19 protein-coding genes and 1 tRNA gene are annotated in these 20,524 nt (G+C 58.0%); 9 read left to right on the top strand and 11 right to left on the bottom strand.

Translation table 11 applies throughout. The features are described 5' to 3' along the window. Positions 1 to 39: 39 nt before the first annotated feature. A complete protein-coding gene (locus J3R80_RS11340) occupies positions 40 to 1,488 on the bottom strand; it encodes a 1-acyl-sn-glycerol-3-phosphate acyltransferase (RefSeq protein ID WP_275393887.1) in 1,449 nt (482 codons plus the stop codon). Positions 1,489 to 1,713: 225 nt separating this feature from the next. Between J3R80_RS11340 and J3R80_RS11335 the strand changes: the two genes are divergently transcribed. Beyond that, the gene (locus J3R80_RS11335) at positions 1,714 to 3,681 is read left to right on the top strand and encodes a protein meaA (RefSeq protein ID WP_275393886.1); all 1,968 of its coding nucleotides are present in this window, start codon (positions 1,714 to 1,716) and stop codon (positions 3,679 to 3,681) included. Between the two features lie 3 nt (positions 3,682 to 3,684). Here the strand turns inward: J3R80_RS11335 and J3R80_RS11330 are convergent, their stop codons facing one another. Beyond that, positions 3,685 to 4,227, bottom strand: a complete 543-nt coding sequence (locus J3R80_RS11330) for a DUF4329 domain-containing protein (RefSeq protein WP_275393885.1) — start codon at positions 4,225 to 4,227, stop codon at positions 3,685 to 3,687. 29 nt (positions 4,228 to 4,256) lie between these two features. Between J3R80_RS11330 and deoD the strand changes: the two genes are divergently transcribed. Beyond that, positions 4,257 to 4,961 carry a purine-nucleoside phosphorylase gene (deoD, locus tag J3R80_RS11325; protein ID WP_275393884.1) on the top strand — a complete coding sequence of 235 codons (705 nt, stop codon included), beginning with the start codon at positions 4,257 to 4,259 and terminating at the stop codon, positions 4,959 to 4,961. A 9-nt stretch (positions 4,962 to 4,970) separates the two neighbouring features. Here the strand turns inward: deoD and J3R80_RS11320 are convergent, their stop codons facing one another. Then, complete coding sequence (locus J3R80_RS11320) at positions 4,971 to 5,834, bottom strand: DUF1989 domain-containing protein (RefSeq protein ID WP_275393883.1); 864 nt, start codon at positions 5,832 to 5,834, stop codon at positions 4,971 to 4,973. 130 nt (positions 5,835 to 5,964) lie between these two features. On the opposite strand from J3R80_RS11320, the gene J3R80_RS11315 reads away from it, so the two are divergent. Both J3R80_RS11315 and J3R80_RS11310 read left to right on the top strand, forming a co-directional pair. Next, positions 5,965 to 6,465: a DUF2478 domain-containing protein gene (locus J3R80_RS11315; protein WP_275393882.1), complete on the top strand. Its 501-nt coding sequence runs from the start codon at positions 5,965 to 5,967 to the stop codon at positions 6,463 to 6,465. Between the two features lie 51 nt (positions 6,466 to 6,516). Next, positions 6,517 to 7,719, top strand: coding sequence for an FAD-binding oxidoreductase (locus J3R80_RS11310; protein WP_275393881.1), 1,203 nt, complete (start codon positions 6,517 to 6,519; stop codon positions 7,717 to 7,719). Between the two features lie 3 nt (positions 7,720 to 7,722). On the opposite strand, the gene trpA is transcribed toward J3R80_RS11310, so the two are convergent. Next, complete coding sequence (trpA, locus tag J3R80_RS11305) at positions 7,723 to 8,514, bottom strand: tryptophan synthase subunit alpha (RefSeq protein WP_275393880.1); 792 nt, start codon at positions 8,512 to 8,514, stop codon at positions 7,723 to 7,725. A 60-nt stretch (positions 8,515 to 8,574) separates the two neighbouring features. Continuing rightward, a complete protein-coding gene (locus J3R80_RS11300) occupies positions 8,575 to 8,991 on the bottom strand; it encodes a VOC family protein (RefSeq protein ID WP_275393879.1) in 417 nt (138 codons plus the stop codon). A 99-nt stretch (positions 8,992 to 9,090) separates the two neighbouring features. Between J3R80_RS11300 and ychF the strand changes: the two genes are divergently transcribed. Beyond that, positions 9,091 to 10,188, top strand: a complete 1,098-nt coding sequence (gene ychF / locus J3R80_RS11295) for a redox-regulated ATPase YchF (RefSeq protein WP_275393878.1) — start codon at positions 9,091 to 9,093, stop codon at positions 10,186 to 10,188. 492 nt (positions 10,189 to 10,680) lie between these two features. Here ychF and J3R80_RS11290 read toward each other — a convergent pair. Together J3R80_RS11290 and J3R80_RS11285 are read right to left on the bottom strand one after the other, a co-directional pair. Then, a tRNA-Leu gene (locus J3R80_RS11290) sits at positions 10,681 to 10,767 on the bottom strand. Positions 10,768 to 10,852: 85 nt separating this feature from the next. After that, complete coding sequence (locus tag J3R80_RS11285) at positions 10,853 to 11,332, bottom strand: Lrp/AsnC family transcriptional regulator (RefSeq protein WP_275393932.1); 480 nt, start codon at positions 11,330 to 11,332, stop codon at positions 10,853 to 10,855. A 109-nt stretch (positions 11,333 to 11,441) separates the two neighbouring features. On the opposite strand from J3R80_RS11285, the gene putA reads away from it, so the two are divergent. Together putA and J3R80_RS11275 are read left to right on the top strand one after the other, a co-directional pair. After that, positions 11,442 to 14,900 carry a bifunctional proline dehydrogenase/L-glutamate gamma-semialdehyde dehydrogenase PutA gene (gene putA, locus J3R80_RS11280; protein ID WP_275393877.1) on the top strand — a complete coding sequence of 1,153 codons (3,459 nt, stop codon included), beginning with the start codon at positions 11,442 to 11,444 and terminating at the stop codon, positions 14,898 to 14,900. A gap of 45 nt (positions 14,901 to 14,945) precedes the next feature. Then, positions 14,946 to 15,695 carry a rhomboid family intramembrane serine protease gene (locus tag J3R80_RS11275; RefSeq protein ID WP_275393876.1) on the top strand — a complete coding sequence of 250 codons (750 nt, stop codon included), beginning with the start codon at positions 14,946 to 14,948 and terminating at the stop codon, positions 15,693 to 15,695. Positions 15,696 to 15,757: 62 nt separating this feature from the next. Here J3R80_RS11275 and J3R80_RS11270 read toward each other — a convergent pair whose 3' ends face one another. The 3 genes from J3R80_RS11270 to J3R80_RS11260 all read right to left on the bottom strand — a co-directional run bounded on the left by J3R80_RS11270 (position 15,758) and on the right by J3R80_RS11260 (position 17,796). After that, positions 15,758 to 15,958, bottom strand: coding sequence for a hypothetical protein (locus tag J3R80_RS11270; RefSeq protein WP_275393875.1), 201 nt, complete (start codon positions 15,956 to 15,958; stop codon positions 15,758 to 15,760). A gap of 71 nt (positions 15,959 to 16,029) precedes the next feature. Continuing rightward, positions 16,030 to 16,818 (bottom strand): inositol monophosphatase family protein, encoded by a 789-nt coding sequence (locus tag J3R80_RS11265; protein WP_275393874.1) that lies wholly within the window; start codon positions 16,816 to 16,818, stop codon positions 16,030 to 16,032. Positions 16,819 to 16,890: 72 nt separating this feature from the next. Beyond that, complete coding sequence (locus tag J3R80_RS11260; protein ID WP_275393872.1) at positions 16,891 to 17,796, bottom strand: LysR family transcriptional regulator; 906 nt, start codon at positions 17,794 to 17,796, stop codon at positions 16,891 to 16,893. 100 nt (positions 17,797 to 17,896) lie between these two features. Here J3R80_RS11260 and metF point away from each other — a divergent pair, with 100 nt between their 5' ends. Further along, positions 17,897 to 18,763, top strand: coding sequence for a methylenetetrahydrofolate reductase [NAD(P)H] (gene metF, locus J3R80_RS11255; protein ID WP_275393871.1), 867 nt, complete (start codon positions 17,897 to 17,899; stop codon positions 18,761 to 18,763). 24 nt (positions 18,764 to 18,787) lie between these two features. On the opposite strand, the gene J3R80_RS11250 is transcribed toward metF, so the two are convergent. Beyond that, complete coding sequence (locus tag J3R80_RS11250; protein ID WP_275393870.1) at positions 18,788 to 19,927, bottom strand: type III PLP-dependent enzyme; 1,140 nt, start codon at positions 19,925 to 19,927, stop codon at positions 18,788 to 18,790. A gap of 130 nt (positions 19,928 to 20,057) precedes the next feature. Here J3R80_RS11250 and J3R80_RS11245 point away from each other — a divergent pair, with 130 nt between their 5' ends. Continuing rightward, positions 20,058 to 20,489 (top strand): Lrp/AsnC family transcriptional regulator, encoded by a 432-nt coding sequence (locus J3R80_RS11245; protein ID WP_275393869.1) that lies wholly within the window; start codon positions 20,058 to 20,060, stop codon positions 20,487 to 20,489. Positions 20,490 to 20,524: the final 35 nt, after the last annotated feature.

The raw sequence follows: 20,524 nt of genomic DNA, 5'->3' as shown, positions 1-20,524 counted from the left end.
GTAATTTTATGTCGCGTACGATTTCTGCGACAACGGGCTTTAATCCGGCAATACGGCGGCGTCAGCGACTTCGGCCGGGCTTAGGTCCGATATCTGAACCGTCGTGATGGCATCAGACAGGTGCGCTATGGAATTGGCATAATAGGCCAGAATCAAGCGATCCGGTTTGTTGACGCGATATCGCGCTTGCGGCCCCTCGCCTTCTTCAATGATCAGTTTGCGTTGCATAAGCAGCCGAATACCGACTTCGGCCGCATAACTCATGTCGCCCCGTGGCAAATGCACATGGGCACCCCTCGCCTCCATATCCGAGACCAGCAATGAAAAGCGGGTTTCCAAATCGGTTCGGGTCAATGTTTCCTGCTCCAGCACGATCGCGGCCACCACGGGCACAGGCAGAACCGGAACGACATCGCGGATGCGTGACATCAATTGGTCACCAAGGTCTTCCAGCAAATCCTCTGCCCCGTGGGTCTCGAGATAGTCGTTCAGCGACAAGGGGCGGCCGAACGACACGCTGGCATAGCCGAAGCGATGAAACTTGCCGGTCAGGCACTGCCATAGATGCCGGCCAACATGCCGGGCAACGTATTTGAAGCGTAACCCAAACCGTCGATTGCCCTTGATGTCGGCTCTCACAAGCACCCGGTCCTCAAGAACCCGGTCATAGTTCATCGCGACGGGAACGAAGACGACATTGCGATTCACCGCAGGGTCAAAATCCTGCACGAGATAGCTCAGAAGTCCCAGCTTCGGTTCGCCAACTGTCCCGTTCAGACTTAGCCCACCTTCAGGGAACATCGCCTGCGTGACACCGCCATCCGTTGCCAGTCGCACATAACGTGACAAAACTTTGCGATACAGCGCATTGCGGCTTCTGCGGCGGATAAAATACGCGCCCATGGATCGGATCAACATGCGCAGCGGCCAGACCCGCGCCCATTCCCCCACGGCATAGGATAGGTGTGATCGCTCGGCGGCCAGCCATGTGACCAACACGTAATCCATGTTCGACCGGTGATTCATCACGAAAACGATGGTCGAATCCGGGTCGATTTCCTTCAAACGCGCTTCGTCGAAGGCGCCGAGCCTGACGCGATAGAATGCCCGGCTCAGAAGCTTGGCGACACCGATCCCGAACCCGAAATAAGCCGTTGCCGAAAACCGAGGCACGATCTCGCGGGCATAGCGTTGCGCGGTTTCAAACGCGACCTGCTCGGGCACGCCCGCGCTTCGGGCATGTTCGGCAACCGCCTTCGCCACCTCGGGGTCATAAGACAGACGCTGCACCATGTCATAGCGACGTGCCAGCTTAAACGGCTCGATCGGACGTTCGAGTTTTTCGTTCAGCCGCTCAACCGCGCGTTCAAGCCGTTTGCGGAAGAACCAGCGAACCGATGGAAACAGGAAATGGGACGCGAACGTCACCGTGGCGAAGGCCAGAATCAGAATAAGAAGCCACAGTGGCAATTCTATCGAACGCGTCATGGCGACAGGTTTTCAGGAAAAGGCAACAAGGTAAAGACAATGCGTCACGGGCAGTTCTATCATCTTTCTGGATATCCTATGCGGGATGACAATCGTGCCTTGCTGCTTACGCCAGCGCATGAGACCTGAACATTGCGTAATTTTCTTCCCTTGAAATTCGCCCTTGCGTAATATTCTTTCGTCTGCGAAAAATGCTGCAGCGCAACAAATCGATGAGTCTCTGACATGTCCCGCCAAAACTCGATCCGCCCCTGGCTTTTCCGCACCTATGCCGGTCATTCGACCGCCAAAGCCTCGAACGCGCTATATCGGACCAACTTGTCGAAAGGCCAGACCGGCTTGTCCGTCGCCTTCGATTTGCCGACCCAAACGGGCTATGACAGCGATCACAAACTGTCACGGGGTGAGGTGGGCAAGGTCGGCGTGCCGCTAAGCCACTTGGGCGACATGCGCACCCTGTTTGCAGATATTCCGCTGGAGCAGATGAACACCTCGATGACGATCAACGCCACTGCGCCATGGCTGTTGTCGCTCTATATCGCCGCCGCCGAGGAACAGGGCGCCGATATCTCGAAGCTGCAGGGCACCGTTCAGAACGACATCATCAAGGAATACCTGTCGCGCGGAACCTATGTCTGCCCGCCGAAGCCCAGCTTACGCATGATTACCGACGTTGCTGCCTATACGCGCGAGCACCTGCCGAAATGGAACCCGATGAATGTGTGTTCCTATCACCTGCAGGAAGCTGGCGCGACGCCAGAGGAAGAGCTGGCCTTCGCACTGGCCACAGCCATTGCCGTTCTGGACGACCTGAAGGAAAAAGTGCCCGCCGAGGCGTTCCCCGCTATGGTTGGCCGCATCTCATTCTTCGTGAACGCCGGCATCCGCTTTGTAACCGAGATGTGCAAGATGCGCGCCTTTGTCGAGCTGTGGGACGAAATCACCCGCGAGCGTTACGGCGTTGAAGATCCGAAATTCCGCCGCTTCCGCTATGGCGTGCAGGTGAACTCGCTTGGTTTGACCGAGCAGCAACCGGAAAACAACGTCTACCGCATCCTGATCGAGATGCTGGCTGTGACGCTGTCGAAAAACGCCCGCGCCCGCGCGGTGCAACTGCCCGCATGGAACGAAGCCCTTGGCCTGCCCCGCCCTTGGGATCAGCAGTGGTCCCTTCGGATGCAGCAGATTCTGGCCTATGAGACCGACCTTCTGGAGTTTGACGACCTGTTTGACGAAAACCCCGCCGTAGAACGCAAGGTCGCCGAACTGAAAGACGGCGCGCGCGCCGAACTGGCCCAGATCGACGGGATGGGCGGCGCGGTCGCGGCCATTGAGTACATGAAATCGCGATTGGTCGAGTCAAACGCCCAGCGCATCAACAAGATCGAGGCCGGCAAGACCACGGTGGTCGGTGTGAACCGCTGGACCGAAGCCGCAGAAAGCCCGCTGACGGCTGGCGAGGGCGCCATCATGGTTGCCGACAAAGAAGCAGAGGCCGACCAGATCGCGCGTTTGGAACAATGGCGGGCGGATCGTGACGACAACGCCGTCAAGGTCGCGCTGGACAACCTGCGCGCCGCGGCCAGGTCCGGCGACAACATCATGCCCCCCTCAATCGCCGCAGCGAAGGCCGGTGTCACCACGGGGGAATGGGGCGAGGTAATGCGCCAGACCTTCGGCCAGTATCGCGCGCCCACGGGCGTGTCCAAGAACCCGTCGAACCGCACCGAAGGGTTGGAGGACATCCGCGCCCGCGTCGATGCAGTGTCGGACGCGCTTGGCCGTCGCCTGACCTTCCTCGTTGGCAAACCCGGTCTGGACGGCCATTCCAACGGCGCCGAACAGATTGCCGCCCGCGCCCGCGACTGCGGCATGGACATCACCTATGAAGGCATCCGCCTGACGCCCGAGGAGCTGGTGGCTTCGGCCATCGAAACCAAGGCGCATGTCGTTGGCCTTTCAATCCTGTCGGGCAGTCACATTCCGCTTCTGGAAGAGCTGATGGAGCGCATGAAAGACGCCGGTCTGGGTCACATTCCCGTGGTCGCAGGCGGCATCATCCCCGACGAAGACGCCGAGCGTCTGCGCAACATGGGTGTGGCCAAGGTCTATACGCCGAAAGATTTCGAGCTGAACACGATCATGGAAGATATCGTGACGCTGGTTGCCCCGAAAGCCGCCGCGGCCGAATAAAGGTCAGTCGCCTAGCCCAACCAACTTTTCGATCAGTTGGTCGTAGGTATAGCTTTGCGCGATTTCTCCCATGTCGCCCTCACGAAACCGGGCGTCCATGGGAAGACAACCGATCCCGCAAATCTGGCTCGTGACCATATCGGTCGTATCAATATACCAAAGCCGACCGCCCGGAGTGGCAACCCAGCCATCGACGCCTTCCAGCTCGTCAGTTTCCATGTCATCGCCAGATGGCACCTCGTTCGCGTATCGGGTCGAGAACCCACCATGAGTATGATAAGACGCGATCACTGTGACCAGGTTGACCGGATCATTGGCCATGCAACTGCCTTTGCCGCCGCGCTTGGCCTTTGACGCCGCCAGCTTGCCGGAGCGATCATAGCCGATATAGCCGCAATACTCGCGATTGGCCCGGATCGAGATCGGTTGAAGCTTCGCGAACACCTTCTTTACCAAGGCAAGCTCGCCGGGCTCTTGCGCCCAGAGGGGAAGTGGGAGGATAAAGAGGGCTACGAACAGCGCGTGGATCACAGATTTTGTTTTCATATGCGCGACTTTATCCACAGGAGACAGCCATGACCATCCATATTGGTGCCGCCCCCGGCCAGATCGCAGAAACCGTCCTGATGCCGGGCGACCCCTATCGCGCCCGATGGGCCGCCGAAAACTTTCTGGAAGGGGCCGAACTGGTCAACGAAGTGCGTGGAATGCTGGGCTTTACCGGAACCTACAAAGGCAACCGTGTCAGCATTCAGGGATCCGGTATGGGGATGCCCAGTCTGTCGATCTATGCCAATGAATTGATCCGCGATTACGGGGCGAAGACCTTGATCCGTGTCGGGTCCATCGGGGGTATGCAGCCTCAGGTCAAAGTGCGGGACGTGGTCATCGCGATGACCTGCACGACAGTCGCGACACCGTCTTCCACCATCTTTCGCGAACTGAATTATTCGCCCTGTGCCGATTATACACTGTTGGAAGCCGCAGTATCAGCAACACGCAAACGCGATGTTGGCGTGCATGTGGGCGGGATCTACAGCTCGGACACGTTCTATGACGAGCGTCCTGACCTGAACAAAGAAATGACGCGTCACGGCATTCTAGGGGTCGAGATGGAGGCCGCCGAACTCTACACCCTTGCCGCCCGCCACGGGGTGCGCGCACTGGGGATCATGACGGTATCCGATCACCTGCAAACCGGTGAAGCCTTGCCATCGGATCAGCGCGAACAAAGCTTTGGCGACATGATCGAGATTGCGCTGGAAGCCGCCTTCGCCTGATCGGCGCGCTTAAACGCCATGCGTTCGGTCATAGCCGTTAACAGGCGGCTGTGACCACCCCTGCAATGCACGCTTGTCAGGGGTGAACACCTCGACCAGAAGCGGATAACAGGCGGCAGCATCAGAGCTGTGCTCGGACGAGCAATCGCCACCGGGACAGGCGCTGAGCGCACCCAACAGGTCAATCTCGGCAAAGAACTCAAGGTAGTCGCCGGGGCGCACGGGGCTGGCTTTCATAAAGTATTGCCCCGTGTCCCGCGTGAACCCCGTGCACATGAAAACATTCAGAACGTCGTGGATATGCGGCTCTGCTTCGCCTGTCGAACAATCAAGGTAATCGGCCAGCGCACGGGTCAGATTGGAGTGGCAGCAATGGTGATATTGCCCACCGGCCAGCAAGTTATGCGTGTAGGGGTCGCACCGCGTGCCAATCACGTCATGCACTGACCCGCCAAATTCGTCGAACCCATACCAATCCAACGTGTCGTTGACGATTGTCGCAATGGGGCGCAGAAACGGTTGACTTGACCAAATCCGATCTGAGATGGACAAATGCGTGCCGTGAAGCGCCCTTGTCTTGCCAGAATAGAACCTTTCCGCCAAATCATGCAGATTCCACAGGTTCAAATCGCCGACCTGTGGTCCTTCGATGGATGTAATGCGGAAGAAATGACCCGCCGGCACCTGAAACACCTTGGCATCACGCGGGGGCACCACCACTTCGGCGGTTTTCGTCGCTGTATCCCGCGCCGCCCGATACAGCGCAAGATTAGGCGCTGGCAAGTCTTCCACGGGATAGCAGATTACCGGCGCGACCGCGCGGCGCTGCGCCGCATCTTGGGGCGGCGCACTGGCAGGAGTTTCAGGCTTCATGTTGGGACACCTTTTCTTTTTGACATCTGGCCACAGCGGGCCGGACCACGCAAGCACGTCTGGTCGGCACACAGCAATTGACAACGCTCAGTCCAATTGTCATCTGATATGCAGATTGATCGGGATCCACATGAAACTTGCCTATGTCATCGCACCCGGACGGGGCCAAACCAATCTGTTGCTTGCTGGTGTCGCGGATGCATTGGCGCAACACGGGCTGACCCTGTGCGGGACGGTCCAGCTTGATACAGAACGCGCCGAGGATCACCATTGCGACATGGACGTCCTGATCCTGCCTGACGGCCCGAAAATCCGGATCAGCCAATTTCTGGGCGCCAATGCGCGCGGCTGCAAACTGAACCCCGAAGCGCTGGAAACAGCCGTGGGCCAAACCGAGGAACGGTTGAAAGCCGGTGCCGATCTTTTGATCGTCAACAAGTTTGGCAAGCAAGAGGCCGAAGGGCGCGGCTTTCGCGAAGCTGTCGGCGAAGCGCTGGCACGTGATATTCCAGCAATCATCGGTGTTTCTGAAGGGTCGCGCGAGGCGTTCATGACCTTTGTTGGTGATGCCGAACAGCTTTCCCCCGACCATGATTCCGTACTGTCATGGGCGCTGGAGGCAACGCGGTGACGAGGTGTTGGCAGCGCAGCATCCCTTGCCCAGCCTGATCAAGTGACTGTGATGGCGACAGATCCGCTTTACCAATCATATGATGTGATCATTGTGGGCGGGGCCATTATGGGGTCGTCGGTGGCGTGGTGGTTGAGCCAATCACCGGACTTCCAAGGCCGCATGCTGGTGGTCGAACGGGATCCAAGCTATGCGCAATGCTCGACCGCGCATACGAACTCCTGCCTCAGACAGCAATTCAGTGAGCCACTGAATGTGCGAATCTCGCAGTTCACCGCAGAGTTCATCAAGAATTTGCGCGCCAATATGGGCGGTGATCCCCGCATCGAAGATCTGTCTATCCAGAACTTCGGATATCTTTATCTGGCCGACACCATGCCGCGAGCCGACGCGCTGTGCGCCGCGCAAGCCATGCAACACAAATTGGGGGCAGGAACCCGCATTTTGACGCAAGACGAACTCGCACAAGCATTCCCCTTCTATCAGCTGGACGACATTCTGTTGGGAAGCCACGGCACGCGCGATGAAGGCTATTGGGACGGTGGCGCGCTGTTTGACTGGTTCCGGCGCAAAGCAATCGCGGCGGGTGTCGAGTATGTGGCGGGTGAGGTCGAAGCGATCACCACGGCACGGAACAAAGTGGGCAATGTCACGCTCTCCTCAGGACGGACCCTATCCTGCGGACATCTTGTCAACGCCGCTGGCCCCCGTGCCAATCTGGTCGCGCGCATGGCCGGGTTGGACATTCCTGTCGAACCTCGAAAGCGTTTCACATGGGTGGTCAAGGCAGAACGCCCGCTTGACCGCGAGCTGCCGCTGACCATCGACCCATCGGGTGTCCACATTCGACAGGATGGCCCTGAAACCTATATGGTCGGCGCGCGCCCCGACCCCGACCCGGCGGTGGCCCCCGATGACTTTCACATGGATCATGGTCTATGGGAGCAACACGTCTGGCCCATCGTAGCGACGCGTATTCCACAATTCGACGCCCTGAAGATCGTCCACGAATGGGCGGGTCACTATGCCTATAACACATTGGACCAGAACGCCATTCTTGGCGCGCATACGGCGGTGGATAACTTCTTCTTCATCAACGGCTTTTCGGGTCACGGGCTGCAACAGGCCCCCGCGATGGGACGCGGATTGGCCGAGTTGATCACCACTGGCACATTTCAGACATTGGACTTAAGTCCGTTTGGGTACGACCGGATCACTGAAAACCGCCCGTTTGGGGAACACGCGGTGATCTAGGCTTCAGCCGCGATGCGCCCCATCAGACAGCGTTTTTACAAACGCCAGCACATCCGAAACAGGTTCACCCGCAGCGATTTTCGCCACGATGGCACTTCCAACGACCGTCCCGTCAGCGACGCTTGCAATCGCCTGCGCCTTTTCGGGTGTATTCACACCAAACCCGACAATCACGGGAATGTCCGTCGCGGCCTTGATGCGCGCCACCTCTGGCCCGACATTGCCCGCCTGTGCTTCGGCAGACCCGGTGACGCCGGTGACAGAAACGTAATACACAAAACCAGACGTGTTTTGCAGAACCTTCGGCAGGCGCTTGTCGTCGGTGGTCGGTGTGGCGAGCCGGATAAAATTCAACCCAGCCTTCTGTGCGGGGATGCAAAGCTCGTCATCTTCCTCGGGCGGCAGATCGACGACGATCAGCCCATCCACGCCGGCGGCCTTGGCATCGGCCAGAAACTTGTCCACGCCCCGGCTATAGATCGGATTGTAGTATCCCATCAGCACAATCGGCGTGGTGTCGTCCCCTTTGCGAAACTCGGCCACCATATCCAGCGTCTTTTGCAGGGTCATGCCACCTTCAAGTGCGCGTTGGCCCGCAAGTTGAATGGTCGGCCCATCCGCCATCGGGTCGGTAAAGGGAACACCCAGCTCAATGATATCGACACCCGCTGAGGGCAGTCCTTTCATAACCTCAAGCGAGGTCGCCATGTCGGGATCGCCACCCATGATATAGCTGACAAACGCCTTTTGACCCTTCTCGGCCAGGGCAGCAAACTTCGCATCAATCCGGGTCATCATCGGTCCTTCATCAAGTTCAGGACCGATGTGCCGAATACGGGCGGGAAAATCAATGGCTCACTCGTAATCGCTGTCCGCCATGATCATCCAGCGCACACCGAATTTATCGCTCAGCGTGCCGAAAAGAGGCGTCCAGAACATTGGGCTGAGCGGCATTCGCACGTCGCCTCCTTCTGCCAGGGCATCAAAGACCCGCTTCGTCTCGGCCTCGTCCGGTAAGGAAATACAGACATTGCAGCCGGCCATTGCGGGCGTCTCGCCGCTTGGATCATCACTGGCAAACAACATCCCGTCACCAATGGCGACACTCGCGTGCATCACGGCATCGTCGGGCACGTCGGGCATCTGTTTGCGATCTTCTTCGGGCATGTCCTTGAACGCCATAATCTCGGGGGCTTTGCCGAAAATCTCGCCGTAACGGGTAACGGCATCACGGCAGGTATCTTTGAAAAACACGTAAGGAATAGGTTGCATGGCAAATCTCCTTTGTTGCGCGCCTTCACAGTTCACCACGCTTGCACCCATCCTGTCAAAGCCCTAGAAGGCCCCGAACACTGCATGAAAGGGGCCGGGATGGGTTTCAAAATGGGCATCGTGGGTCTGCCGAATGTCGGCAAATCGACCCTTTTCAACGCGCTGACCAAAACGGCCGCAGCGCAGGCAGCAAACTTTCCGTTCTGCACGATCGAACCCAATGTTGGCGAGGTGAACGTGCCGGATGACCGGCTGGACAAACTGGCTGCGATCGCCGGGTCGAAAGAAATCATTCCAACGCGGATGACCTTTGTCGATATCGCCGGTCTGGTGAAAGGCGCGTCCAAGGGCGAAGGGCTGGGCAACCAGTTTCTGGCCAATATCCGCGAGGTGGATGCCATTGCCCACGTGTTGCGTTGTTTTGATGATGGCGACGTCACCCATGTCGAAGGCCGGGTGAACCCCGTCGAAGACGCCGAGGTGATCGAGACCGAACTGATGCTGGCCGATCTGGAAAGCATCGAGAAACGGTTGCAAAACATTGTGCGCAAGGTGCGTGGAGGCGACAAGGAAGCCGTGCAACTGGAACGCCTGATGCGCGCGGCCCAGGAAGCGTTGGAGGCAGGTCGCCCTGCCCGCACGGTCGAGGTGGACGACGAGGATCGCAAAGCATGGAACATGCTGCAACTTCTGACCACCAAAAAGATCCTGTATGTCTGCAACGTTGACGAAAGCGACGCGGCCAGCGGCAACACATATTCTGAAGCCGTAGAAAAAATGGCTGCCGAGCAAGGTGCGGCTTCGGTCGTCATCTCGGCCAAAATCGAAGAAGAAATCAGCCAGCTTGATGCGGATGATATGGAAATGTTTCTGGAAGAGCTGGGCTTGAAAGAAGCCGGGTTGGATCGCCTGATCCGTGCGGGCTACGAGTTGCTTCACCTTGAAACCTACTTCACCGTCGGCCCGAAAGAGGCCCGCGCATGGACGATCCGCGAAGGTACCCGTGCCCCTCAGGCGGCGGGTGTGATCCACGGTGATTTCGAACGCGGGTTTATCCGGGCGGAAACCATCGCGTATGACGACTATGTCGCGTTGGGCGGCGAAGCCGGGGCCAAGGAAGCGGGCAAGATGCGCGCCGAGGGCAAAGGCTATCAGGTGAAGGACGGCGACGTTCTGCACTTCCTGTTCAACGCTTGATTCCACACGAAAGAACAGCGAAAAGCCGGGCTACCCCAAGCCCGGCTTTTCTGTGAGCGCGCGGGACAGCACGCTCTGGGAGAGATCGAATTCCCCTCAAACCGCCCCGCTGTCTTTGTCAGCGGTTCTGGCTTTCCCCTTCACATGGTTTGCGAAACCAATCGCAGAAACGGTCATGCCGAACACCATGGTGAACATCTGGACGGTCGATACACGATGTTAAAATCACTCGTATCCTATCCCCGACCGTCCCGTTCAAAGTCTTCAATAAATAATCTGGTTATCGAAAAGGCCTAATAAAACTTGGCGTTAACTTGCTGCGAAATATGCTGCGGTGCCTGACCTGTGTTCAGGTTTCGCCAAGTCGGCACATAAATCAATGCCCCGACAACCGAATTGACGCTTAATTCACGCCCCTAAGACACAGCGGTGACGCTGGGCGAAACAAAGGTCGAACATCGCGGTATCAGGCCTGAAATTCAGAGATGAATGTGGTGCGGGCGGTGGGACTCGAACCCACACGGGCACAGGGCCCAACAGATTTTAAGTCTGGTATGTCTACCATTCCATCACGCCCGCACCGGGTGGGGCGTCGCCCCTGCCCTTTCCCTACCTTCTATGAAATCTGGTGGCAATCGGTCAGATGAATTTACAAACGGACCGTTCAGGTCAGGAATGCAGGGCTGTCATCCTTGATCGCCTGCATCACCACGTGCGTTGAGCTTTGTGCCAGATGCGGAAGGGTTGAAATCGCCTCTCCCAGAACGCGTCGGAAATCGCGCATATCATGTGTGCGTACCTTCAAAAGGTAATCAAAATGCGCCGCCAACATGTGGCATTCTTCAACCTCGGGAATGCTTGCAACCTGCTTGTTGAAGGCTTTCAACGCAGCTTCGCGGGTGTCGGACAACTTTACCTCGACAAAGGCGACATGATCCCGCCCCAAACGGATCGGGTCAATCTCGGCGCGATATCCGGTGATGACGCCTTCCGCTTCCAATCGGCGCACGCGAGCTTGGGTCGGAGATTTCGACAACCCGATCCGCTGTGCCAGATCGGTGATCGAAATCCGCCCATGTCCGGATAACACGTCCAGAATCTTGCGATCGAACCGATCAAGCTCCACTTGGTTGTTTTCCTGCATGTGACACCTATTATCAGCCACTTCGACTGTAGTTTTGCGATAATCGGGAAAATCGCCTTGCGTTTTCGGCATATCATAGGGGAAGTGCAAACACCATGAGGATCCGCACATGACCGATGCCCTTCGCCAGAAAATCGACGATCTTGCCTATGCTGGCGAGGAACAGCATATCCATGCGCTTGCCAGTGACGCGGGCTTGTCCAGTGACGATCGCGCGCGGATCGCGGCCAGCGGGGCCGATCTTGTGCGCGCGATCCGTGCCTCGTCCGACCCGGGCATGATGGAGGTCTTTCTGGCCGAATATGGCCTGTCGACGGATGAAGGCATTGCGCTGATGTGTCTGGCCGAAGCCCTGCTGCGCGTGCCGGACGCCGAAACCATCGACGCGCTGATCGAAGACAAGATCGCGCCCAGCGACTGGGGCAAGCATCTTGGGCGCTCGTCCTCCTCGTTGGTGAACGCCTCGACCTGGGCGTTGCTGGTCACGGGAAAGGTGTTGGATGAACGCGAACCGGGGATCACCGGTGCATTGCGCGGGGCGGTCAAACGTCTGGGCGAACCTGTCATCCGCACCGCCGTAGGGCGTGCGATGAAAGAGATGGGCAACCAGTTCGTGCTGGGCGAAACCATCGGTGCCGCCATGAAGCGCGGATCGAAGATGGAGGCAAAAGGCTTTACCTATTCCTATGACATGCTGGGCGAAGCTGCCCTGACCGATGACGATGCGCGGCGTTACCAGATGTCCTATGCCAAAGCGATCTCGGAAATCGCGAGCGCCTGCAAATCGCGTGACATACGTGCCAACCCGGGCATCTCGGTCAAACTATCTGCCTTGTTCCCGCGCTACGAACGCGCCCAGCGTGACCGGGTGATGGACGTTCTTGTACCCCGTGTTTCGGCATTGGCTTATCTGGCGAAATCGGCGGGCATGGGCTTCAACATCGACGCCGAAGAAGCGGATCGCCTGCAAATCTCACTTGACGTGATCGAGGCGGTGCTTTCCGACAAATCACTGGCCGGTTGGGACGGATTCGGTGTGGTCGTGCAGGCCTATGGCCATCGTGCCGGCACGGTCATTGACTGGCTGCACGCACTGGCAGAGCGGCTGGACCGCAAGATCATGGTGCGACTGGTGAAAGGCGCCTATTGGGACACGGAAATCAAGCGCGCGCAGGTCGAAGGTCTGGACGCGTTTCCCGTGTTCACCCGCAAAGTGGCCACCGATGTCAGCTATATCGCGAACGCGCGCAAACTGCTGCGGCTGACGGATCGCATTTATCCCCAGTTTGCCACACATAACGCCCATACCGCCGCGGCTATTCTGGATATGGCAAAATCCTCGGACATCGCTGCGCATGACTATGAATTCCAGCGCCTTCATGGCATGGGCGAACGTCTGCACCAAATCATCATGGATGAAAATGGCACACGCTGTCGGATTTACGCCCCCGTCGGCGCGCATCGTGACCTGTTGGCTTACCTGGTGCGCCGGTTGCTTGAAAACGGCGCCAACAGTTCCTTCGTGAACCAGATCGTCGACGAAAGCGTTACGCCGGAAGAGGTCGCCGCCTGTCCGTTCGATGCGCTGGATCATCCCGCGCCTCATGTTCCCACGGGGCCAGAGCTTTATGGGGATCGCAAGAACTCCAAAGGGCTGGACCTGACCTATGAACCGCATCTTGCGCAGATTGACGCGGCCCGCGAACCCTTTGCCGACACAAGCTTTGCGGCCGAACCGCTGATTGCCGGAGCACGTAAGGGTGGGAAAGATGTTGCCGTCACCAACCCCGCCAATGGTGACAAGGTTGGTCATGTTACATGGGCCAGCGCCGAGGACGTTCAGACCGCTCTTTCTGCGGCAACCCGTTGGGACGCCGCGCCGGAGCTGCGCGCCGAAGTTCTGAACCGTGCAGCGGATCTCTATGAAGAGCATCTGGGCATCTTCTTTGCCCTTCTTGCCCGAGAGGCCGGGAAAACGCTGCCGGATTGTCTCGGCGAACTGCGTGAAGCTGTTGATTTCCTGCGATATTATGCATCGCGAATTCCACACCTTACCCGCGAAGCGCGGGGGGTATTCACTTGTATTTCGCCGTGGAACTTCCCTTTGGCGATTTTCACGGGTCAGATTGCGGGCGCTTTGGCGGCAGGCAATGGCGTGCTGGCCAAACCTGCCGAGCAGACCGGGATTATCGCCTATGAAGCTGTGAAACTGCTGCACCAAGCGGGCGTGCCGCGCGAAGTGTTGCAACTTCTGCCCGGTGACGGGGCCACCGTTGGGGCGGCTTTAACCTCAGATGCGCGCATTGACGGTGTTGCCTTCACCGGATCGACCGAGACCGCCCAGATCATCCGCCGCGCGATGGCCCAACATATGTCACCCGCGGCTCCTCTGATCGCGGAAACTGGTGGGTTAAACGCAATGATCGTGGACAGCACCGCATTGCCCGAACAAGCGGTGCGCGACATTGTGGCCTCCAGTTTCCAGTCGGCAGGACAACGCTGCTCTGCCCTGCGTTGCCTTTATGTTCAGGACGACATTGCCGACAGCCTGACCGAAATGCTGATTGGCGCGATGGACGAGTTGACACCTTCGGATCCGTGGCACCTGTCGACCGACCTTGGACCGGTCATTGATGACGAGGCTTATGAGGGCATCCGCACCTATGTCGATGCCGCCCGCAAAGATAAGCGGCTGGTGCATGAGTTGACCGCCCCTAACGGCGGGCACTTCATCGCCCCGACCTTGATCCGCGTCAGCGGCATTCACGAGATGGAGCGTGAAATCTTTGGACCCGTTCTGCATATTGCACGCTACAAGGCCGAAAACCTCGATGCGGTCATCAGTGCGATCAATGCCACGGGATACGGGCTGACTTTTGGCCTTCACACCCGGATTGACGACCGGGTTCAGCACGTGGTTGATCGCATCCATGCGGGCAATGCCTATGTGAACCGAAACCAGATCGGCGCCATCGTCGGCTCGCAACCCTTTGGCGGCGAGGGTCTGTCGGGCACCGGCCCCAAAGCAGGCGGTCCGGCCTATATGGACCGGTTCTGCGCGACAGACCCGGCCCCATTGACCGGTCGGTCGGACAGTCATGGAACGCAAGCCGCGTCGGATCTGGCGCAAGCCATAAACGCCGCCACGCGTGAAGCCACACTTGCATCGACCCGCCTGCCCGGCCCAACCGGTGAGCTGAATCAATTATCCACCCATCCCCGCGCGCCATTCCTGTGTCTTGGCCCCGGCTCAGCCGTGGCTGAACGCCAGAAAAGCGAGATCGAGGCGCATGGCGGATTGGCCGTGATTGCTGCCGACTTGTCTGCGGAACAGTTGTCCAATGTCGAAGGCATCGGCGGTGCTGTCTATTGGGGGGACGAGGCGGACGCACGAACGCTTTCACGGGCATTAGCCGATCGAAGCGGGGCAATCCTGTCCCTGATCACCGGCGCAATCACCGATGAGGCTGTGACACATGAACGGCACTTGTGCGTGGACACAACAGCCTCAGGCGGCAACGCCGAACTGTTGATGCTATCGCAGCCGCCCGATCTGGCCGCAGAATAAGGTCACCCGCTTGACCCGGTGGACGCCATCGGGTCAAGTCCTTCCATGTTTCCGATACGCGACCACAATCCGTCCGAACGCACGCCCTATGTCACCTATGGGCTGATTGCCGTGAACCTGATGGTCTTTCTGATGATGCTGCCCCTTTATGGCAACGAGGCCGCATCGGGTCGTGTGTTCATCCAATATGGTCTGATCCCACTACGTTTGATGAACGGGGACGGGTGCGAAACAATCCTGACCTCGATGTTTTTGCATGGCGGCTTCATGCATTTCGCAGGCAACATGCTGTTTTTATGGATATTTGGCGACAATCTGGAAGACATCCTTGGCCATGTCAGATTTGCCATCTTCTATCTTGTCTCAGGCCTTGGCGCGGCGCTGCTTCAGGTGGCCGCTGACGTTTCCAGCGTTGTCCCAATGGTGGGGGCATCGGGCGCAATTGCCGGTGTGATGGGCGGCTATCTTCTTTTGTTTCCACGCGCGCGCGTCGACGTCCTGTTCATCATTGTCGTGATATTCAAAGTGGTTCCCTTCCCGGCATGGCTGATGCTGTTGCTCTGGTTCGGATTGCAGGTGGTCAACGGTGCGCTGAATTGGTCACAGATGGGGGGCGGAGTCGCCTATTGGGCGCATGCCGGCGGGTTTATCGCCGGATTCCTGTTTGTCTTGCCAGTTTGGAAAGGATTGGGCGGGCAGGCATTTTGGACCCGCACGGACGGGCATCCCGATCATCCAGATGCGCGTTACAAGTTCGCAAAAAGCTCAATACCAGCAATTCGCCGTCGGAAATAAACGATTGGTTTGGCAAAGCACGTGCTCAACAACGCTGACCCCGTGGCGGCACAATAAGGTTCCTAGCTGCCGACAGGTTGACTGGCCACAACGCTACTGATCTTATCGGTTAGCCCGGGAATATTACCCGCGACAATAAACATGCTGGCCATCCCCAACATAACAAGAGATGCTGTCAACACGACCCAATCGACAGTAACCGCACCGTCTTCGTCCGTGATCAGCCCAGAGATACGGGCACCAATATTCTTTAACCGTTTCATATTGCTTTTCTTCCCGAACAATCAGGCAGCAATATGTCCTTGAAGCGGTATTTTGCAGTTACCGGCGGGGGTCAGGCATCCCGTACAAGACCTGAAAACTTGTCGAAGATCGCTTCGTTTGCCGCAATGATTTCGCCATCTTCCAGGATCGAACCGTCAGGATTGATCGGCGCCACGAAGCCACCTGCCTCGCGCACGATGACCAAACCAGCCGCGACGTCCCAAGCGTTCAGACGGCGTTCCCAAAAACCATCGTAGCGGCCAGCGGCCACATAGGCGAGATCCAGCGCCGCTGCTCCAAACCGGCGTACACCGGCGCAGCTTGGCAGGATACGCGCGAGGTCTTGCAGCGTGTCGGGTAGATCGGCACGGCCTGCAAAAGGCAGACCGGTTGCAAACAGGCCTTCGATCAGACGCGACCGACCGGATACACGCAGACGGCTTTGGTTCAACCACGCACCTTCGCCCTTTTCGGCGGTAAACATCTCGTCCTTCGCGGCGTCATAGATCACGCCTGCTACGATTTCGCCTTTGTGTTCCAGTGCAATCGAGATCGCCCAATGTGGCAAACCGTGCAAAAAGTTCGTGGTGCCATCCAGCGGGTCGACGATCCAGCGACGGGTGGGATCCTTGCCTTCGATCTCTTTGCTTTCCTCGGCCAGCCAGCCATAGTTGGGACGCGCTTCCATCAGGATGTCGCGAATAATCTTTTCGGCAGCAATATCCGCCTTGGACACAAAGTCGCCCGCACCCTTCATCGAAACCTGCAGGTTTTCGACCTCGCGAAAGTCCTTCACAAGACTGCGGCCCGCCATTCGGGCAGCCTTGATCATCACGTTCAGATTTGCACTGCCTTCCATCGGGGCGCTCCTATCATCTCAGACGGCGCGTATACGCTGGGATGCCTTGTTTGCCAAGCCCGTTTCACCACATCATGCGCGCTGTAGCTTGACGGGTTCAGACCGGCACAACCTGATCATGTGGGCGATGTAAGGCATGATCGTATCCTCCTCGCGTGTGGCGGCAAACATGCGTTTGGACAGCCCCTTCTCGGTCAATGATCGCGTGACATAATCTGGATTGTCCTCGACATTGCGAAGCACCCAATCGGGCATTACGGCCACGCCCCGCCCGGCGGCAACCAGCATCAGGATCACCTCGGTCATCTCCACCTGCCTCACGGCCCGCGGCTCAACCCGTTCCGGGGTCAGCAACCCGGTGAACACGTCTGTTTTTGATCGGTCGACGGGATAGGTCAACAGCATCTCTTCTTCAAAATCTTCGGCCTCGATATAATCATGCTTGGCCAGTCGATGATTGGACGCCGCGACAAATCGAGGCTCGTAATCGAACAATGGCGAGAACGCTATTCCCGGCAGGGCAACCGGATCGGATGAAATAACAAAATCGACTTCCTCCCGTCTCAGCGCTTCCAGCGCGTCGAAGGCAAGACGCTGGCGAATATCCAGATCAACTTCGGGCCAAGCCTGACGCAGCTTATCAAGCACCGGAAACAGCCAGTCAAAACAGGCGTGACATTCAATCGCGATGTGCAATCGGCCGGACCGGCCCGACTTCAGCGACCGGAACTCTTCTTCCAGCCGAGACACTTCGGGCAAAATCTGCTCGGCAAGGCGCAGTAGTTTCAGTCCTGCAGGGCTGAGCTTCATCGGTTTGGTGCGACGGTGGAACAGCTCCATCCCCACTTGATCTTCCAAGCCTTTGATCTGGTGGCTGAGCGCTGACTGGGTGATGTGCAGAATGTCTGCCGCCCGTGCCAAACTGCCCGCCTGATGGATCGCACGGATGGTGCGCAAATGACGAAATTCCAGGTACATGCACAAGACTCATGTTTATTGTGAGAATTATGAATTTGTCTCACAAACCAAATATCGGCACAAGAGGGCAACAGTCACTTCCACGAATCCCGAGGCCGCCATGACCACGCCCAACATCTCGTTCGAGTTCTTTCCACCCCAGTCGCTTGATGCGTCATTCCGACTTTGGGAGACCGTGCGCGAACTGGCGCCATTGGACCCCGGCTTCGTGTCGGTCACTTACGGAGCGGGTGGCACGACCCGTGAATTGACACATGACGCCGTGCAAACCATCCATAAACATTATGATCTGAATGTCGCTGCCCACCTGACATGTGTGGATGCCACGCGCGATGAAACATTGGCCATCGCAAAAGAATATGCCCAGACTGGTGTTTCCGAGATCGTCGCCCTGCGGGGTGATCCGCCCAAGGGCAGCGATGGCTTTGTGCCGCATAAAGACGGGTTTGCCTCGTCCGTGGACCTGATCGAAGCCCTTGCGGAAACCGGTGATTTCCATATCCGCGTTGGTGCCTATCCCGATCCGCACCCCGAAAGCGCCGATCTGGATGCCAACGTGGAGTGGCTGAAACGCAAGGTTGAGGCCGGTGCCAACTCGGCCATCACACAATTCTTTTTCGAAGATGACACATTTTTCCGGTTCCGCGACAAATGCGAGAAAGCCGGGATCGACGTGCCGATCATTCCCGGCATTCTGCCGATTGAAAACTGGAACGGCGTGCGCAAGTTTGCGGAACGCTGCGGTGCACATATTCCAAGCTGGCTGGACGATGCCTTCGCCAAAGCCGCCCGCGACGGGCGCGAGGACTTGTTATCCACTGCGCTATGCACCGAACTGTGTTCCGACCTGATCGACGGCGGCGTCGAGGATCTGCATTTCTACACGCTGAACAAACCAGCCCTGACCCGTGAAGTGGCCCATGCCTTGGGCATCACACCGCGCGTCAAGCTGCAGGATGTCGCTTGACAGCAGAAACGCTGGCGCGCTGGTTTAATCCCCAGCGCGCTGCACCGTCACCATCTCGATCTGCCCATAGCCATTGAAACGGGTGACCGTGGCAAGGCTATAGGCCCCCATCCCCGAAAACAGCACGTAGTCGTCTTCTGCCAGATCCTGGGGCAGCGCCAAAGGGTCCGGGAGTTGGTCGATGGAATCGCAGGTCGGACCAAACACTGTGCGCTTGGTCATCGCACCCTTGTGCGGGTTCCCATCGGTTTGAACGGTCACAATGCGATCCGGCACCCCGATGGACGGGGCTTCGGACAGAGCGCCGTAAATCCCATCATTCAGAAAAACAGCTCCGTCCTCGCGAATGGATTTCACCCGTGTGGCAAGAGTGAAGGCTTCGGCCACCATCGCCCGCCCCGGCTCGCAAACCAGCATGGGCGCGGCTGATCCAAATGCATTTTTGACCGCACGATGTATCGCCGCAAAGATCGCATCCAGGTCGGGTGCCACGCCGCGATTGGCGGCAAAACCACCCCCAACATTTAAACGCGCAAGTTTCACGCCTGCTTCCTTCGAAACCTCGGCGCATGTTGCAATATAGGTCGACCAAGCTGACGGGCTGGCACATTGGGTGCCGGGATGGAAGGTCATCGACGGAATGAAGCCCGCCTCTTTCACCATACGCAGCAACGCAACGGCCTGTTCAACATCCGCCCCGAACTTGGCGCCGAAATGATAGGCCGCACCCTCTACCGGCAGGCGCAGACGGACCGAAATCTCGATACCGTCCGGATCGACCTGCGCGCGCAGCTTTTCAAACTCATATGGGGCATCGACGGAATAGGACCGGACGCCCAGCGCCACCGCCTCGGCAATTTCATCGCGCGAGCGTACGGGGTTGTTATAGTGCATCACGGCGTCAGACGAAACGGCACGCAGGGCATGCATTTCGGCCGGGCTGGCCACGTCGAAGGCGCCGATCCCACAGGCCACGAGGTTTTCCAGCACAACGCGGGAATCGTTGGCTTTTACCGCATAGGTCACAAGCCCATCGAACCCGTCGACAAACGTCTGGACGGTCGTCTGCAAGGTCGCTGGCGCGAAATAAAGCACCGGCCGCTGTGGTGTTTCGGATTTCAGATGTGACAGGGCTGTCAGCCAGATCGAGGGTTGCCTGCTCATGTTCGTTCGCTTCTCTAAAAGGTCTGTTCGCGTTGCTCTTTTAGAATCTGAACAGTCGCCGTCGATTTCCAGTGGCATTTCGGACAATATGTCGTGTATTTTCCGCCGAAACATCGAGGATACCAATCAAATGGACGAAAAAGACCGCGAATTGCTTGCCCAGCTTGAAGGAAACGCGCGCCTGCCGGTGGCCACGCTTGCCCGCCGGTTGGGGCTTGCCCGCTCGACTGTTCAGGCCCGCATCGAACGGTTGGAAGAAAAAGGCATCATAGCCGGATATGCTCTGCGGCTTGGGGATGCTGCCCGTGGCGATCGGATCCGCGCAACCGTTCTGATCGCGATCGAGCCACGTTCGACCCCGGCCGTTCTTGCGCGCCTGAAGACCCTGACAGCGGTTGAAACGGCACATACGGCGTCAGGCAGGTTCGACATGATCCTTCAACTTGCCGCGAAATCCACGGCGGAACTGGATCAAACGCTTGATGCGATTGGCGAAATCGACGGGGTGAAAAGCTCGGAAAGTCTGATCCACCTCTCGACGCGGATCAACCGGTTGGGCTAGAACCGTCGCATTGATTTATCCTATTCCCAGACGAG

The organism is Aliiroseovarius sp. Z3, assembly GCF_029105185.1.
Lineage (GTDB): Bacteria > Pseudomonadota > Alphaproteobacteria > Rhodobacterales > Rhodobacteraceae > Aliiroseovarius.
This window is presented reverse-complemented; position numbering and strand designations above follow the sequence as displayed.

Bases quoted from the DNA above. Each gene is read 5' to 3' on its own strand.
- J3R80_RS11310 (WP_275393881.1), top strand. From the start codon at position 6,517: ATGGCGACAGATCCGCTTTACCAATCATATGATGTGATCATTGTGGGC.
- deoD (WP_275393884.1), top strand. From the start codon at position 4,257: ATGACCATCCATATTGGTGCCGCCCCCGGCCAGATCGCAGAAACCGTC.
- metF (WP_275393871.1), top strand. From the start codon at position 17,897: ATGACCACGCCCAACATCTCGTTCGAGTTCTTTCCACCCCAGTCGCTT.
- J3R80_RS11335 (WP_275393886.1), top strand. From the start codon at position 1,714: ATGTCCCGCCAAAACTCGATCCGCCCCTGGCTTTTCCGCACCTATGCC.
- J3R80_RS11270 (WP_275393875.1), bottom strand. From the start codon at position 15,958: ATGAAACGGTTAAAGAATATTGGTGCCCGTATCTCTGGGCTGATCACG.
- J3R80_RS11300 (WP_275393879.1), bottom strand. From the start codon at position 8,991: ATGCAACCTATTCCTTACGTGTTTTTCAAAGATACCTGCCGTGATGCC.
- J3R80_RS11330 (WP_275393885.1), bottom strand. From the start codon at position 4,227: ATGAAAACAAAATCTGTGATCCACGCGCTGTTCGTAGCCCTCTTTATC.
- J3R80_RS11315 (WP_275393882.1), top strand. From the start codon at position 5,965: ATGAAACTTGCCTATGTCATCGCACCCGGACGGGGCCAAACCAATCTG.
- J3R80_RS11265 (WP_275393874.1), bottom strand. From the start codon at position 16,818: ATGGAAGGCAGTGCAAATCTGAACGTGATGATCAAGGCTGCCCGAATG.
- J3R80_RS11285 (WP_275393932.1), bottom strand. From the start codon at position 11,332: ATGCAGGAAAACAACCAAGTGGAGCTTGATCGGTTCGATCGCAAGATT.
- trpA (WP_275393880.1), bottom strand. From the start codon at position 8,514: ATGACCCGGATTGATGCGAAGTTTGCTGCCCTGGCCGAGAAGGGTCAA.
- J3R80_RS11340 (WP_275393887.1), bottom strand. From the start codon at position 1,488: ATGACGCGTTCGATAGAATTGCCACTGTGGCTTCTTATTCTGATTCTG.
- J3R80_RS11320 (WP_275393883.1), bottom strand. From the start codon at position 5,834: ATGAAGCCTGAAACTCCTGCCAGTGCGCCGCCCCAAGATGCGGCGCAG.
- J3R80_RS11260 (WP_275393872.1), bottom strand. From the start codon at position 17,796: ATGTACCTGGAATTTCGTCATTTGCGCACCATCCGTGCGATCCATCAG.
- J3R80_RS11275 (WP_275393876.1), top strand. From the start codon at position 14,946: ATGTTTCCGATACGCGACCACAATCCGTCCGAACGCACGCCCTATGTC.
- J3R80_RS11250 (WP_275393870.1), bottom strand. From the start codon at position 19,927: ATGAGCAGGCAACCCTCGATCTGGCTGACAGCCCTGTCACATCTGAAA.
- putA (WP_275393877.1), top strand. From the start codon at position 11,442: ATGACCGATGCCCTTCGCCAGAAAATCGACGATCTTGCCTATGCTGGC.
- ychF (WP_275393878.1), top strand. From the start codon at position 9,091: ATGGGTTTCAAAATGGGCATCGTGGGTCTGCCGAATGTCGGCAAATCG.
- J3R80_RS11245 (WP_275393869.1), top strand. From the start codon at position 20,058: ATGGACGAAAAAGACCGCGAATTGCTTGCCCAGCTTGAAGGAAACGCG.